Annotated in this window: 9 protein-coding genes and 1 pseudogene; 2 read left to right on the top strand and 8 right to left on the bottom strand. The window is 66.2% G+C overall.

All coding sequences use genetic code 11. The features are described from left to right. Window positions 1-5: 5 nt before the first annotated feature. The 4 genes from QWL29_RS17280 to QWL29_RS17265 all read right to left on the bottom strand — a co-directional run bounded on the left by QWL29_RS17280 (window position 6) and on the right by QWL29_RS17265 (window position 3676). On the bottom strand, window positions 6-482 hold the full coding sequence (locus QWL29_RS17280) for a hypothetical protein (RefSeq protein ID WP_305824116.1): 477 nt from the start codon (window positions 480-482) through the stop codon (window positions 6-8). Between the two features lie 127 nt (window positions 483-609). Continuing rightward, window positions 610-1086, bottom strand: coding sequence for a thioredoxin domain-containing protein (locus QWL29_RS17275; RefSeq protein WP_305824115.1), 477 nt, complete (start codon window positions 1084-1086; stop codon window positions 610-612). 112 nt (window positions 1087-1198) lie between these two features. Then, the gene (gene leuA / locus QWL29_RS17270) at window positions 1199-2887 is read right to left on the bottom strand and encodes a 2-isopropylmalate synthase (protein WP_305824166.1); all 1689 of its coding nucleotides are present in this window, start codon (window positions 2885-2887) and stop codon (window positions 1199-1201) included. A gap of 414 nt (window positions 2888-3301) precedes the next feature. Further along, a complete protein-coding gene (locus tag QWL29_RS17265; protein ID WP_305824114.1) occupies window positions 3302-3676 on the bottom strand; it encodes a hypothetical protein in 375 nt (124 codons plus the stop codon). Window positions 3677-3847: 171 nt separating this feature from the next. Between QWL29_RS17265 and QWL29_RS17260 the strand changes: the two genes are divergently transcribed. Then, complete coding sequence (locus tag QWL29_RS17260; protein ID WP_305824113.1) at window positions 3848-4378, top strand: GNAT family N-acetyltransferase; 531 nt, start codon at window positions 3848-3850, stop codon at window positions 4376-4378. Window positions 4379-4557: 179 nt separating this feature from the next. Then, complete coding sequence (locus tag QWL29_RS17255) at window positions 4558-5685, top strand: branched-chain amino acid ABC transporter substrate-binding protein (protein WP_305824112.1); 1128 nt, start codon at window positions 4558-4560, stop codon at window positions 5683-5685. Between the two features lie 520 nt (window positions 5686-6205). Here QWL29_RS17255 and QWL29_RS17250 read toward each other — a convergent pair. The 4 genes and pseudogenes from QWL29_RS17250 to QWL29_RS17235 all read right to left on the bottom strand — a co-directional run bounded on the left by QWL29_RS17250 (window position 6206) and on the right by QWL29_RS17235 (window position 12579). Next, window positions 6206-7929: pseudogene (locus tag QWL29_RS17250) on the bottom strand (tannase/feruloyl esterase family alpha/beta hydrolase). Between the two features lie 117 nt (window positions 7930-8046). Further along, a complete protein-coding gene (locus QWL29_RS17245; protein WP_305824111.1) occupies window positions 8047-9216 on the bottom strand; it encodes an ABC transporter substrate-binding protein in 1170 nt (389 codons plus the stop codon). A gap of 39 nt (window positions 9217-9255) precedes the next feature. After that, window positions 9256-11121 (bottom strand): feruloyl-CoA synthase, encoded by a 1866-nt coding sequence (locus tag QWL29_RS17240; RefSeq protein ID WP_305824110.1) that lies wholly within the window; start codon window positions 11119-11121, stop codon window positions 9256-9258. A 12-nt stretch (window positions 11122-11133) separates the two neighbouring features. Continuing rightward, complete coding sequence (locus QWL29_RS17235; protein ID WP_305824109.1) at window positions 11134-12579, bottom strand: aldehyde dehydrogenase; 1446 nt, start codon at window positions 12577-12579, stop codon at window positions 11134-11136. Window positions 12580-12630 lie beyond the last annotated feature (51 nt).

The following is a 12630-nucleotide window of genomic DNA, read 5'->3' as shown; positions in this document are numbered from 1 at the left end:
CGCGCCTACTGGACGCGCCGTACGCGCGCCGTGCTGTTCTGGCCGTCCACCTGGAAGAAGAAAGCGCCGCCGAACAGGCCGCGCTTGATGCGCACCTTCGGGTTATGCATGCGCGGCAGCACGGCCTGGCTGCCGTCGGTGATGCGCCAGACCTGGCCATTGGCGAGCTTGATGGTGGTGTTGCCGCTCCAGCCGTCGAAGTCGCCGGCGATGCTGCTTTCGATCTGCTCGGGTTCGGCTTCCTTGACCTGCTGCTGCTTGATGCCGAAGCGCTGTTCCGGCGCCCGGGCGGCGGGCGGCGCCGATGCCGCGTTTATCGAAGCTGCGCCGACCGGCATCGCGTCGTAGCAGGCCAGGCGCTGGGCGGCGTCGGCAAGGCTGCGGCATGCCAGGACGGCGGCGTCGTCGGCCAGGGCGGCGCCGGGAGCGGACAGGAACAGTGGCAGGAACAACGGCAGGAGCAGGGGCGAAGCTTTCTTCATGGGCTATCCGTAAAGTGAACGCGCCGCGCCAGTGCACGGCTGAGTTCGATTATAGCCACAGGAAGCGGTGCGCGGGCAGCCCCGTGCCTGGCGCCCGGGCGGGATCGCCGCCGGCCCCCTCGCTGCGCTACTGGACGCGCACCACGCGCGCCGTGTTGGGTCGCCCCACGACCTGCAGGAAGAAGGCGCCCAGCAGGCCGCGCGAGACTTCGACCTGCGGTTCCTGCATCGGCGGCAGGACCGCCTCGCTGTTGTCGGAAACGCGCCAGACCTGGCCGTTGGCCAGCGTGATCCGCGTGCCGGGGGCCCAGCCGTCGAAGGCGCCGACCACCGTGCTGCGGAACGAAGACGCCTGCTCGACCTTCTTGACCGGCGGCGTGAGGCCGAAATCCTGTTCCGGCGCCTTGGCGGCAGCGGGGGTGGCAACGGTGGAGCTTGGGGCGACAGGGGGCGCAAGCGAAGCGACCGGGATCGCGTCGTAGCAGGCGACACGCGGGACAAGATCGGTGAGCGCGCGGCACTTCAGCAAGGCGGCATCGTCCGCCAACGCAGGCCCGGCCGCCGAAACCAGGACCAGGGGGAGCATATACAGGGTTTGTTTCATTCGCATTCCAAGGATGAGGAAAAATCGGCGTTATCCTGCAGACAACGCGCGATTATAGCGCCTGCGTCCGGCGCCGCCGCGGCGGCGCAGGCACATCCTCACCAAAGGCCGGTCAGGCGGCCAGTGGAGCCGCGCCGCTGGCCGTGGCGCCGATATGGCGGTTCACCGCCGACAGCACCGCGTGGAAGGACGCGGTGACGATGTTGCTGTCGATGCCGGCGCCGAACAGGGTCGGGCCGTTCCCGACGCGCAGCTCGACATAGCAGGCCGCGCGCGCATTCGCGCCGGAGCCGATCGAGTGCTCGTGGTAGTCCATCAGGCGGATGTCGAGGCCGAGGGCATTCACGAAGGCGTCGATCGGGCCGTTGCCAACGCCGCGCCGCACCGCCTGCACGCGCTCCTGCTGCGCCGTCACCTCGATCTGCACCGGCTGCTCGCCCGTGCTGTCTTCGGTCATGCGGTGCGACACGTAGCGCCACGGCGCCTGCTGTTCCAGGTATTCGCGCCCGAACAGGGCGTGGATGTCGCTGGCGGCGATTTCGCGGCCGCTGCTGTCGGCCAGCTGCTGCACCACGCGCGAGAATTCGATCTGCAGGCGGCGCGGCAGCTGCAGGCCGTATTCCTGTTCGAGCAGGTAGGCCATGCCGCCCTTGCCGGATTGGCTGTTCACACGGATCACGGCATCGTAGCTGCGGCCCAGGTCGGCCGGATCGATCGGCAGGTAGGGCACTTCCCAGATCGCGTCCGGCTGCTGCTTGGCGAAGCCCTTCTTGATCGCATCCTGGTGCGAACCCGAGAAGGCGGTGAAGACCAGGTCGCCGGCATACGGGTGGCGCGGGTGCACCGGCAGCTGGTTGCATTCCTCGACCAGCTGGCGCACGGCGTCGATGTCGGAAAAGTCCAGGCCCGGGTGTACGCCTTGCGTATACAGGTTCATGGCGAGGGTGACCAGGTCGACGTTGCCGGTGCGTTCGCCGTTCCCGAACAGACATCCCTCCACGCGGTCGGCGCCGGCCATCACCGCCAGTTCGGCCGCCGCCACCGCCGTGCCGCGGTCGTTGTGCGGGTGGACGCTGATGACGAGCGATTCGCGGTTTTTCAGGTTCCGGCACATCCATTCGATCTGGTCGGCGTACACGTTCGGGGTGCTCGCTTCCACGGTCGACGGCAGGTTGACGATCATCTTGTTCTCGGGCGTCGGCTGCCATTCGGCGCTGACGGCGTCGGTGATCTGCTTCGAGAAATCGAGTTCGGTGGTGGAGAACGACTCCGGCGAATACTCCAAACCCCATTGGGTTTGCGGGTGCTGGGCAACGAGCTCCTTGATCAGCCGTGTGCCGTTGACGGCGATCTGCACGATCTCCTCGCGCTCCATGCCGAACACCACGCGGCGGAACACCGGCGCCACCGAGTTGTAGATGTGGACGATGGCCCGTTTGGCGCCGACGGCGGAATCCACGGTGCGGCGAATCAGCTCGTCGCGCGCCTGGGTCAGGACGATGATGGTGACGTCGTCGGGAATGTGGCCGTCCTCGACCAGCATGCGCACGAAATCGAAGTCGGTCTGCGAGGCAGACGGGAAGCCGACTTCGATTTCCTTCAGGCCGATCTGGACCAGGGTCTGGAAGAAGCGCAGTTTCTTGTCGGCGCTCATCGGCTCGATGAGGGCCTGATTACCGTCGCGCAGGTCGGTGCTCATCCAGATCGGCGGCTGGGTGATGGTCTTGCCCGGCCACTGGCGGTTTTCCAATGGGACGGCGGCGAACGGGCGGTATTTGGCGGATGGATTGGTCAACATGATCGGTACTCCTGCTTGTGCTGTGAATGCTTGCCTGGAAGGCGCTGGTGTGGCGGGGAGGCTGCCGGACGGGCCACGAAACGCTAGGCCCGGCAACCGATCGGTAGTTTTAGCAGCAGACGAAACACGGCGCGTGCGCCGGCTGGCAGGGCCGACCCCTGGCGGATGGTGAATGACGAGGAATTCTGAGGGACTGGCATCGTACAACTTCCTGTAACTACTTTTTAGGGTGCCGGCAATGGTGGCCGGACGCGAACGCGACGTTCAGGCGCGTAGTAGTAGCGACGCTGGCGATAGCGCGCCGGCGAGCGGTAGGACAGTTAGCAGATGCAATTGGATAGACATTGATATGACTGTAGGCCGAATATAGTTCGGTGTCAACCCTCGATTTCGAACAGGTGTTGCGCGGGTGCGATGTCACCGCTGCGGCGGCTGGGTCAGGAAAAGCCAGGCGACCGTGATCACGACCATGCCGGTGGCCGTCACGCAGCTCCAGGTAAAGAACCAGGCCGACAGCAGCGTCGCCTGCAGGGCGCGCTCGAACACGAAGCCCAGCACGAAGTCGAAGGCGGTGAGGAAGGACCAGCGCCGCAGGTAGACCGGCAGGTAGACGCTCATGCGCCGGTTGTGCTGGAAGGCGGCGTGGCGCTCGACGGCCGTGCGCGCGCCGCCGACGTCCTTGAACAGCCAGTCGAAGAAAATGAAGCGGTAGAGCAGGGTGCGGAAGGGCAGCTCATCGGCCTGTTGTACGGTCGCGGGCGGGGTGCGCTGTGGTTCCGGCGTGGTCGTCATGGTCGGCTTTCGTCCAGGCGGGCAAACGAAACCCCAGTATGCCGGAAGGGGCGCAACCACTGCCCGGCAGCGTCAAATCGTGCGGAAACAAAATTCTGCGTGGCAACTGCGCCACGGCTGGGCAAATTGCCGGCTTGGCGTTAGGATGGCTTTTTTTCGTTGGGCTACCGTATGATCTCGCCTGCTTCCTTGCAGATCCGTTCCATCCGCGAGGATGACCTCGACGCCGTCCTGGGCGTCCAGGCGGCTTGTTATCCGCCTGCCATGCAGGAGCCGCGCGACGTGGTGCTGGCTCGCCTGCTGGCGACGGGCGATACGACGCTGGTCGCCGTACACGGCGGCGCCCTCTGCGCGTATGCATTTGCCTACCGCAGCGCCGCCGGCGCTGTGACGCCACTGGGCGCCGCCTTCGAGGTGAAGGAGGGCGGCGACACGCTCTATATTCACGACCTGTCGGTGGCGCCGGCCGCGGCCGGGCTGGGCATTGCCAGGCAGCTGGTTGAGAGCCTGCGTTCATTGGCGGCTGGAGCGGGGCTGCGGCAGTGCGCGCTCGTGTCTGTCCAGGAATCGCAGCCCTTCTGGGAAAAGCTGGGTTTTGCGAAGCAGGCTTGCGAGGAGGGTACCGCCCGGCTGGCGCTGGCAAGCTATCCTGCCGTCGCCATCTACATGTGCGGTGACCTGCAAGGCGGAACGCCGACATGACTGGCTCCTGGCCTGCACACTCTGCGGCCCGATCCTTGCTATAGTTTCGCCTTTCGTATTACGCGGCGGCGATCGGATGCTCGCAGGCTTCTACGTGTGGCTGCTCGCCCACGCCTGCCTGGTAGCGGCTGTCGTCCCGGCCCGCTACGCACATCACAAGACACATCGATAAGGAACCAATGAAGAAGTACGCCATCGCCGCCTCCCTCCTGACTCTCTCTGGCTTCGCCACTGCCCAGGAAGTGGTCAAAATCGGCCACTCGGCCGCCGTCACCGGCCCCGTCTCCTACTTCGGCAAGGACACCGAAAACGGCGCCCGCATGGCGATCGAGGCCCTGAACGCGCGCGGCGTCGTCATCGGCGGCAAGAAGGTGCGCTTCGAGCTGGTGGCCGAAGACGACGGCGGCGATCCGAAGCAGGCGACCAACGTGGCGCAGAAGCTGGTCGACGGCCGTGTGAACGGCGTGGTCGGCCACGAAACTTCGGGCACCACGATTCCCGCGTCAAAAATCTACAACCAGGCCGGCATCCCGCAGATTTCGCCGTCGAGCACCAGCCCGGTGTACACCAGGCAGGGCTTCAACACCGCCTTCCGCGTGGTGGCCAACGACGTGCAGCTCGGCCAGGCGCTCGGCCACTACGCGGTGCAGAAGATGAACGCGCGCCGCGTCGCCGTGATCGACGACCGCACCGCCTACGGCCAGGGCCTGGTGACCGAGTTCTCGAAAGGCCTGCGCGGCCAGGGCGCCACGGTCGTCGCGCGCGAATTCACGCACGACAAGGCGAGCGACTTCAATGCCATCCTCACCAAGATCCGCGCCGCGAAACCGGACCTGGTCTTCTTCGGCGGGATGAGCGCCGTGGCCGGCCCGATGCTGCGCCAGATGAAGCAGCTCGGCATGAACGTCAAGATGATGGGCGGCGACGGCATCTGCTCGGACGAGATCCATAAACTGTCCGGCGGCGCCATGGCCGACGGCCAGGTGTTCTGCGCCGAGGCGGGCGGGGTGGACGCCGCCGGCAAGCCGGCCATGGACAAGTTCCGCGCCGACTACAAGAAGCGCTTCGGCATCGACGTGCAAATCAACGCGCCGTACGCCTACGACGCCGTGATGACGATGGCCGAAGCCATGGTCAAGGCCGGCTCGTCCGCGCCGGCCAAGTACCTGCCGGTGCTGGCCAGGATCGAAACGAAGGGCGTGACCGGCCCGATCGCCTTCGACGCCCGCGGCGACATCCGCGACGGCGCCATCACCCTGTACACCTTCAAGGGCGGCCGCCGCACCGTCATCGCCGTCACCAAGTAGGGTGGGTTCTCGAACCCACCGTGCCTGTTCTTTGGAACCCTGCGCCGGATGCGTAGGGTGGGTTCAAGAACCCACCCTACGTCTGGTTGGCAGGGCAGCGCCGAGTAGGGTGGGTTCCCGAACCCACCATCCGTCGCCCATCGAAAACCACAGCCCCGTAGGGTGGGCTCTTGAGCCACGCTGTCTCAATCAATGCACATTGGCGACGGTCGCTTGGACCCTCCCGGTAGCAGCAGAGCTCCCCTCAGCAAACTCCAGGCCTCATCCACCACCCAACGCAGGCCGCCCTCGCACCAGCAACAATAAGCCGAAGAACGAATCAACCGCCACAAGCCTTACTTGATCATAAAAACGTAACTAACCAACAAAATAACAAACCCATACCAATAACTCAAGCGTCCGAGGCCAAAACCAAACTAACAAATATCAAACAAGGCCTCCAGGGAGAGGGGGTGTAATCGCTCAAGAAAACGCAACAAGCGTACGGGCAAGCTTCTGGCCGCGCGCTCTCAACCTCAACTCACTGACAACTGAAACTCGCCGCATCCTCCACGTTCCCACTCCCTTTGTACCGCGCGAACTTCGGGTAAGGGCAGAGCGGCCGTGAACGGCTGGCCGACCACGCCGCCGGCAAATCCGCATTCACCCCACCCGCATTCCCCGCACCGCGCGCACTGGCCAGCACGCTGTCCGGCGCCTGTCCCTTTTCGACCCAGTTCACCAGCGGAGTCAGCATGTCGAACTGCTCAAGCGCCGGTCCGCCCGAGCAATGGTTCATCCCCGGCACCCGGAAGAAGCGTGCGAAGTTGGACGCATCGCCGCTGTTCGCCGTACGCAGCGCCTCGTACCACGCCGTCGTGTCGTCGCTCGAAAAGATCGGATCGCTGGTGCCGTGGTAAACCAGCATCTTGGCGCCGCGGTTCTTCAGCCTGGCCAGGTTGGCGCCATCGGCGGCGTCATGAAGCCCATGCCGGATTCGGTGTAGGTGGCATTCGCCGCATTCACCCGCGCCAGCAAGCTCGCCAGGTTCACGTTCAGCACGAAATCGCGCCCGTTGAAGGTGGTCGGGTCTTCCGGCGGCACCGCCCAGATGAATGCCGCTGCACCCGAGTCGCGGTCGATCGGCGCGCCGAACTTCCAGCTCGCCCAGCCGTTGGTCCCGAACCCTGCGTCGTACGGGAAGCTGGTGTAGATGGTCGCGCCGCTCTCGGTCCTGGCGCCGCTGAACAGGGCCGCGATCCCGGTTTTTTGCGCGCCGCTCAGGCAAGTACCGTCGCGCGCGCCGGTGCAGGTTGGTACATCGCGCTCCAGGCTGAAGGCGGCCTGGCAGGCGCCGGTATCCTGGACCAGCCCGTCCGAAGCGCCATCGAGCGCATCGCACTTGCCCAGCACCGCGTTCGATACCAGCGAACGCTCCGCCTGGGTAAAGCCGGTCGTCAGATCCCCGGGCGTCGACGCCAGCGCGGCATAGGTCTTGGCCCCGCCGATGTTCGCCAGCGCCGCCAGCGGCAGGCGATAACCCGGATTGCCGGCCAGGTAGCCGTCGTACTGCTCGGCGTAACGCGCCGCCGCCACCATGGTGTGGCGCCCGCCGTTCGAGCAGCCGCCAATGTAGGAGCGGTCGGGCGCCTTGCCGTAGGCGAGCTGGATCAGGCTCTTTGCCATCGGGGTCAGCTTGCCGACCGCCTGGTAGCCGTATTCGAGGCGCGCCTGGGGGTCGATGCCGAAGAAGGGCGTGGGTGCGCCGTGTCCGGCGTCGGAACTGAGCACCGCAAAGCCCTGGTTCAAGGCATTGTCGAGCGGACCGCCGCCGCCTACCGGGCCGGTCGCCGTGACCACGCTGCCGTCGACGCCGCCATTCGCCTGGTAGAAGAAGCGGCCATTCCAGTTGCGCGGCAGGCGCATCTCGAAGCCGATGGCGTAGCTCTTGCCGTCCACCGGGCTGACGCGGCGGAACATCTGGCCCAGCACCTGGCAATGGGCGGCCACCGGCTTGCCGGCGATGGTCAGCGCACCGGCGGCGATCTCGTTGGCGGCGGTGATGGTGGTGTCGGGAATCGTCACGCGCGCCGCCAGTTCGGTGCAGGCGCCAAGGGTGGCGCCAACGGCGGGACTCAGTTGCGGCAGCTGGGCCACCGGTGGCGGCGCCGGGACGTCGGGCGGGTCGTCGTGGTCGTTGCTGCTGCAGCCGGCAAGGCCGAGCAGGGCGATGGCGGCAAAGCCGGTGAGGTGCGGGATCTTCATGCGTGTTGTCTCCTGTCGTGAAACCGAAATGGATTTGCAAAACGTCGGGACGAACCGGCCCGCGCAGCCCAATGAATGGGCTGCGTCAGGCCTGCACTGCGGGGAAAAAGAAAAGGCTTAGTCGGGCATCACGTCCTTGAGGACGCCGATTGGCTGGTTCACCAGCTTGCCGTTGACTTTCTTGACCTCGCGGATGTACATGTTCTGTACGATGTCGCGGGTTTTTGGATCGATGGAGATGGGCCCGCGCGGGCTGTTCCACTTCATGCCCGACAGGGTCTTGACGGCGGCGTCGCCGGTGACCTTGCCGTTCAGCCTGCGCACGGTCTCGTAGATCATGCCCATGGTGTCGTAGGCCGCCACGGTGACAAAAGTAGGCGCCGGACGGTTGGGATTGGCCTCGGCATACGCCTTCAGGAAGGTTTTATTCGCTTCGTTGTGCAGGGCGGTGGAATAGTTCAGCACCGTGACGGCGCCCAGGGCGCGGTCGCCCAGTGCTTCCAGGGTCGGCGAATCGCTGGTCATGTCGCCCACGCCCAGGAACTTGATGCCCGCCTTGTCCAGGCCCTTGTCGCTGAAGGCCTTCAGCAGGCCGGCGCCGTCTTCCGCGCCGGGCGCGAAGAAGAACAGCGCGTCCGGCTTCTGGTCCTTCACGCGCTGGACAAAAGGCGAATAGTCGGGGTTCGCAAGCGGCACGCGCGAAGAACCGACGATCTTGCCGCCGCCTTCCTGCAAGCCCTTGGCGAACTTCAGTTCGGCGTCAATGCCGGTGCTGTAGTCGGTGACCAGCGAATACACGTTGCTGATCTTGTTCTTCGCGGTCCAGGCGCCGAAGGGTTCGGTCATCTGTTGTATCGTCATCGAGGTGCGCAGCATGTAGGGCGACTTGGCCGTGATGCCGGTGGTGACCGCATTCATGACGATCATCGGGGTCTTGCCCTGGGTGGCGACCGGGGCCACCGCCAGCGCGCTCGGCGTCAGCGAAAAGCCGATCAGGAAGTTCACTTTTTCGCGGCCGATGAGTTCCTGTGCCGCGCGCTTGGATAGCTCGACGTTGCTGCCGCCGTCGTCGCGGTAGATGATCTGCACCTTCTTGCCGGCCACCGTGTCGCCATGCTGCTTCATGTAGGTCTTGATACCGTCCTCGAAGGGCTTGCCGATGTTGACGAACGGGCCAGTCAATGCGGCAATGACGCCGATCTTGATGGTGTCGTCCTGCGCCTGGGCGCTGCCGCCGGCGAAGGGAAGGAATGCCAAACCGATGCAAGCGAGGGTCTTCAGTTTCATGTCGTCTCCTTTGTCGTTATAGTCAGGTCCGTACGTCGTTCATGCTGCCACTATCGTTTGGTCTTGCGTGCCGTTGTACAGCGCGTCCACCAGCGCCGCGCGCCGGGTCAGCACCGCCGCCTGGTTGATCGAGCCCTTGTCGGTCATCTCGCGATGGTCGATCGACGGCGGCTCGGCGAGCAGGAGAAGGCGTTCGATCCGCTTCGAGGAGCCGCTGGCATCGACGTTCAGCTTGTCGAGCAGGGCCTTGAAGTAATCGCGCACCGCAGCGCTGGCCAGCACGTCCCCGGCCGGCGAGCCGGCGGGCAGGCCGGCCAGTTCGCTGCAATGGTCCAGGCGCGGGAACACCATCAGGCCGATGCTGCTGCGGTTGATGCCCGTGACCACGGCGTCCTGCACATACGGCGCGCCCTGGCTGATCACGCGCGCGCGCAGCGGGCCGACGCTCACAAAAGTGCCCGAACTGAGCTTGAAGTCCTCGGCGATGCGGCCGTCGAACATGAAGCCGAGCGCCGGCTGGTCCGGGTCGACGAAGCGCAGGGCGTCGCCGGTGCAGTAGTAGCCGTCTTCGTCGAAGGCCTCGGCCGTGAGGTGCGGCGCGCGCCAGTAGCCCGGCGTCACATGCGGGCCGTGGAAGCGCGCTTCGAGCTTGTCGCCGACGGGCACCAGTTTGACTTTGCAGCCCGGCGCCGGCACGCCGACATAGCCGGCTTTCACGATCGGTCCGGTGCCGAAGGTGCAGGATGGCGAGGTTTCGGTCATCCCGAGGCCGGTCATGATGCGGATGGTTTCGCCGGCGCGCTGCAGGGCCACGCGGTCGAGATGGTCCCAGCAGGCCTGCGGCAGCCCGGCGCCGGCGCAGAAGAACAGCTTTACGCGCGAGAAGAAGTTGGCGGCGAGGTCGTCGTCGGTTTCCAGCGCCTCGGCCAGCATCTCCCAGCCGGCCGGGATGTTGAAATAGACGGTCGGCGCGATCTCGCGCAGGTTGCGCAGCGTGCCTTCGAATTCGCGTCGGGTGGCGCGGCCGTCGTCGATGTACAGCGTGCCGCCGTTGTACAGCACGATGCCGACGTTGTGGCTGCCGCCAAACGTATGGTTCCAGGGCAGCCAGTCGAGCAGCACTGGCGGGTCCATACCCAGGAAGGGGAAGGTCTGCAGCAGCATCTGCTGGTTACTGCACAACATGCCATGCGTCGTGATGACCGCCTTCGGCTTCTTGGTCGAGCCCGAGGTGAACAGGAACTTGGCGATGGTCTGCGGACCGACCTGCGCGTTGCGCGCGTCGATGCCGGCCGGTTCGGTGTCGAGCAGGGTGGCGAAGCGCGTGGCGGTACGGCCTTCAACCTCGCCATCGGCCAGGATCAGCTCCACGCCATCCGGCAGCACGGCATCGATGACGCGCGCATAGGCCGTGCCGTCGCTGGCATAGATGGCGCCAGGCGTCAGCTGCTCGATCAGGTCGCGCAGCTTGGCCGGGTCGGTCGCCACCAGCGAGTAGGCCGGCGACAGCGGCGAATAGGGCACGCCGGCATACATGGCGCCAAGGGCCAGCTGGAAGTGTTCGAGGTCGTTCCCGGACAGGATCACCAACGGGCGCTCGGCGGACAAATCGCGGTCGAGCAGCGCCTGGCCGATGCGGCGCGCGCTCTCCAGCACCTGCGCATACGACAGGCGGATCCATTCTCCATCCGGCCCGCGGCGCGCCACCAGGGTGCGCTCGGGGTGCTTGTGCGCGCCTTCGACCAGGCGGTCGGTGAAGCCCGCCGGTACGGGTTGCAGCGGCGTGACGGCATCCACGTGCCAGGTGCCATCCACCTGGTACGCTGCGACCTCGGGGTTTCCGAGCTCGACGAATCTCCGTTTTACGCCCCTGCTGCCGCCTTCCACAATCGATGATAGTGTCATGGCGGCCTCCGTTCAGATCGGGAAGTGACGCGGGGTGGTCTGGACCGTGATCCAGCGCAGGTCCGTGAACTCGGCAATCGCCGCCTTGCCGCCGAAGCGTCCGTAACCGCTGCCTTTCACGCCGCCGAAGGGCATCTGCGCCTCGTCGTGCACGGTGGGACCGTTGATGTGGCAGATGCCCGACTCGATGCGCTGGGCCACCGCCATGGCGCGGCCGATGTCGCGGCTGAACACGGCCGACGACAAACCGTACTCGCTGTCGTTGGCCAGGCGGATCGCTTCCTCGTCGCTGTCGAAGCGCAGCACCGAGACGATCGGGCCGAAGGATTCTTCCTGGTAGACCAGCATCTCCGGCGTCACCTTGTCGACGATCGCCGGCTGCATGATGTTGCCGTCCACGCCTTCAGCGGCTTGGGTGACGGTGGCGCCGCGCGTGCGCGCATCCTGCAGCATGGCGTCCACGCGCAGGGCGGCGCTCGGGTCGACCATGCCGGCCAGCGGCGCGTCCGAACGCGCGGCTTTCAAAGTGGCGGTCTTGGCGGCGAGCTTGGCGACAAAGGCATCGGCCACCTTGGCATCGACCAGGATGCGGTCGGCCGACATGCAGATCTGCCCCTGGTTGAAGAAGGCGGAGAAGGCGGCGGCTTCGACGGCGGCGTCGAGGTCGGCGTCGTCCAGCACCACGACCGGGTTCTTGCCGCCCAGTTCCAGCAGCACCGGCTTCAGGTATTTCGCGGCGGTCTGTGCGATGATGCGGCCGACCTTGGTCGAGCCGGTGAAGTTCACGCGGCGCACGGCCGGCGCGGCGATCAGGCGCTCCACGATGGCGGGCGCATCGTCGGGCGCGTTGGTGATGACGTTCACCACGCCCGGCGGGAAGCCGGCGTCGACGAACACCTGGCCGATCAGGCGGTGCAGGGCCGGACACAGCTCCGACGCTTTCAGGATGACGGTATTGCCGCAGGCGAGCGGCATGGCCACCGCGCGCGTGCCCAGGATGACCGGCGCATTCCAGGGCGCGATGCCGACCACCACGCCGCAGGCCTGGCGCACGCCCATGGCCAGCGAACCGGGCACGTCGGACGGGATGACTTCGCCGGCGATCTGCGTCGTCATGGAGGCTGCTTCGCGCAGCATGTTGGCGGCCAGGGTGACGTTGAACTGGTACCACACCGGCGCGCCGCCGGCTTCCTCGACGGCGGCTTCGACGAACCGGCCGCGCAGGGCTTCCATCCTGTCGGCGGCTTTGAGCAATAGCGCGCGGCGGGCGCCCGGCGCCATGGCCGACCAGGCCGGGAAGGCGGCCTGCGCGGCGGCGATGGCGGCGTCGACATCGTCGAGGGTGGCGGCGCGTGCGCGGGTGGCGACGTCGCCGGTGGCGGGATTGCGGCGCTCGAAGGTGGCGCCGGTGGATGCTGCACGGGTCTCGCCGTTGATCAGCAGATCGGTCTGGAACATCAGAGGTCTCCTCTGTTATCGGATAGAAGGCGGCCGCTGCTCAGCAGGGCC

The sequence above is a fragment of the Massilia brevitalea genome, assembly GCF_030711405.1.
GTDB classification, from domain to species: Bacteria; Pseudomonadota; Gammaproteobacteria; order Burkholderiales; family Burkholderiaceae_D; genus Telluria; species Telluria brevitalea.
The sequence above is the reverse complement of the archived record's forward strand: the minus strand, read 5'-3'. Positions and strand labels throughout refer to the sequence as shown.

Bases quoted from the DNA above. Each gene is read 5' to 3' on its own strand.
- QWL29_RS17280 (WP_305824116.1), bottom strand. From the start codon at position 482: ATGAAGAAAGCTTCGCCCCTGCTCCTGCCGTTGTTCCTGCCACTGTTC.
- QWL29_RS17275 (WP_305824115.1), bottom strand. From the start codon at position 1,086: ATGAAACAAACCCTGTATATGCTCCCCCTGGTCCTGGTTTCGGCGGCC.
- QWL29_RS17265 (WP_305824114.1), bottom strand. From the start codon at position 3,676: ATGACGACCACGCCGGAACCACAGCGCACCCCGCCCGCGACCGTACAA.
- QWL29_RS17260 (WP_305824113.1), top strand. From the start codon at position 3,848: ATGATCTCGCCTGCTTCCTTGCAGATCCGTTCCATCCGCGAGGATGAC.
- QWL29_RS17255 (WP_305824112.1), top strand. From the start codon at position 4,558: ATGAAGAAGTACGCCATCGCCGCCTCCCTCCTGACTCTCTCTGGCTTC.
- QWL29_RS17245 (WP_305824111.1), bottom strand. From the start codon at position 9,216: ATGAAACTGAAGACCCTCGCTTGCATCGGTTTGGCATTCCTTCCCTTC.
- QWL29_RS17240 (WP_305824110.1), bottom strand. From the start codon at position 11,121: ATGACACTATCATCGATTGTGGAAGGCGGCAGCAGGGGCGTAAAACGG.
- QWL29_RS17235 (WP_305824109.1), bottom strand. From the start codon at position 12,579: ATGTTCCAGACCGATCTGCTGATCAACGGCGAGACCCGTGCAGCATCC.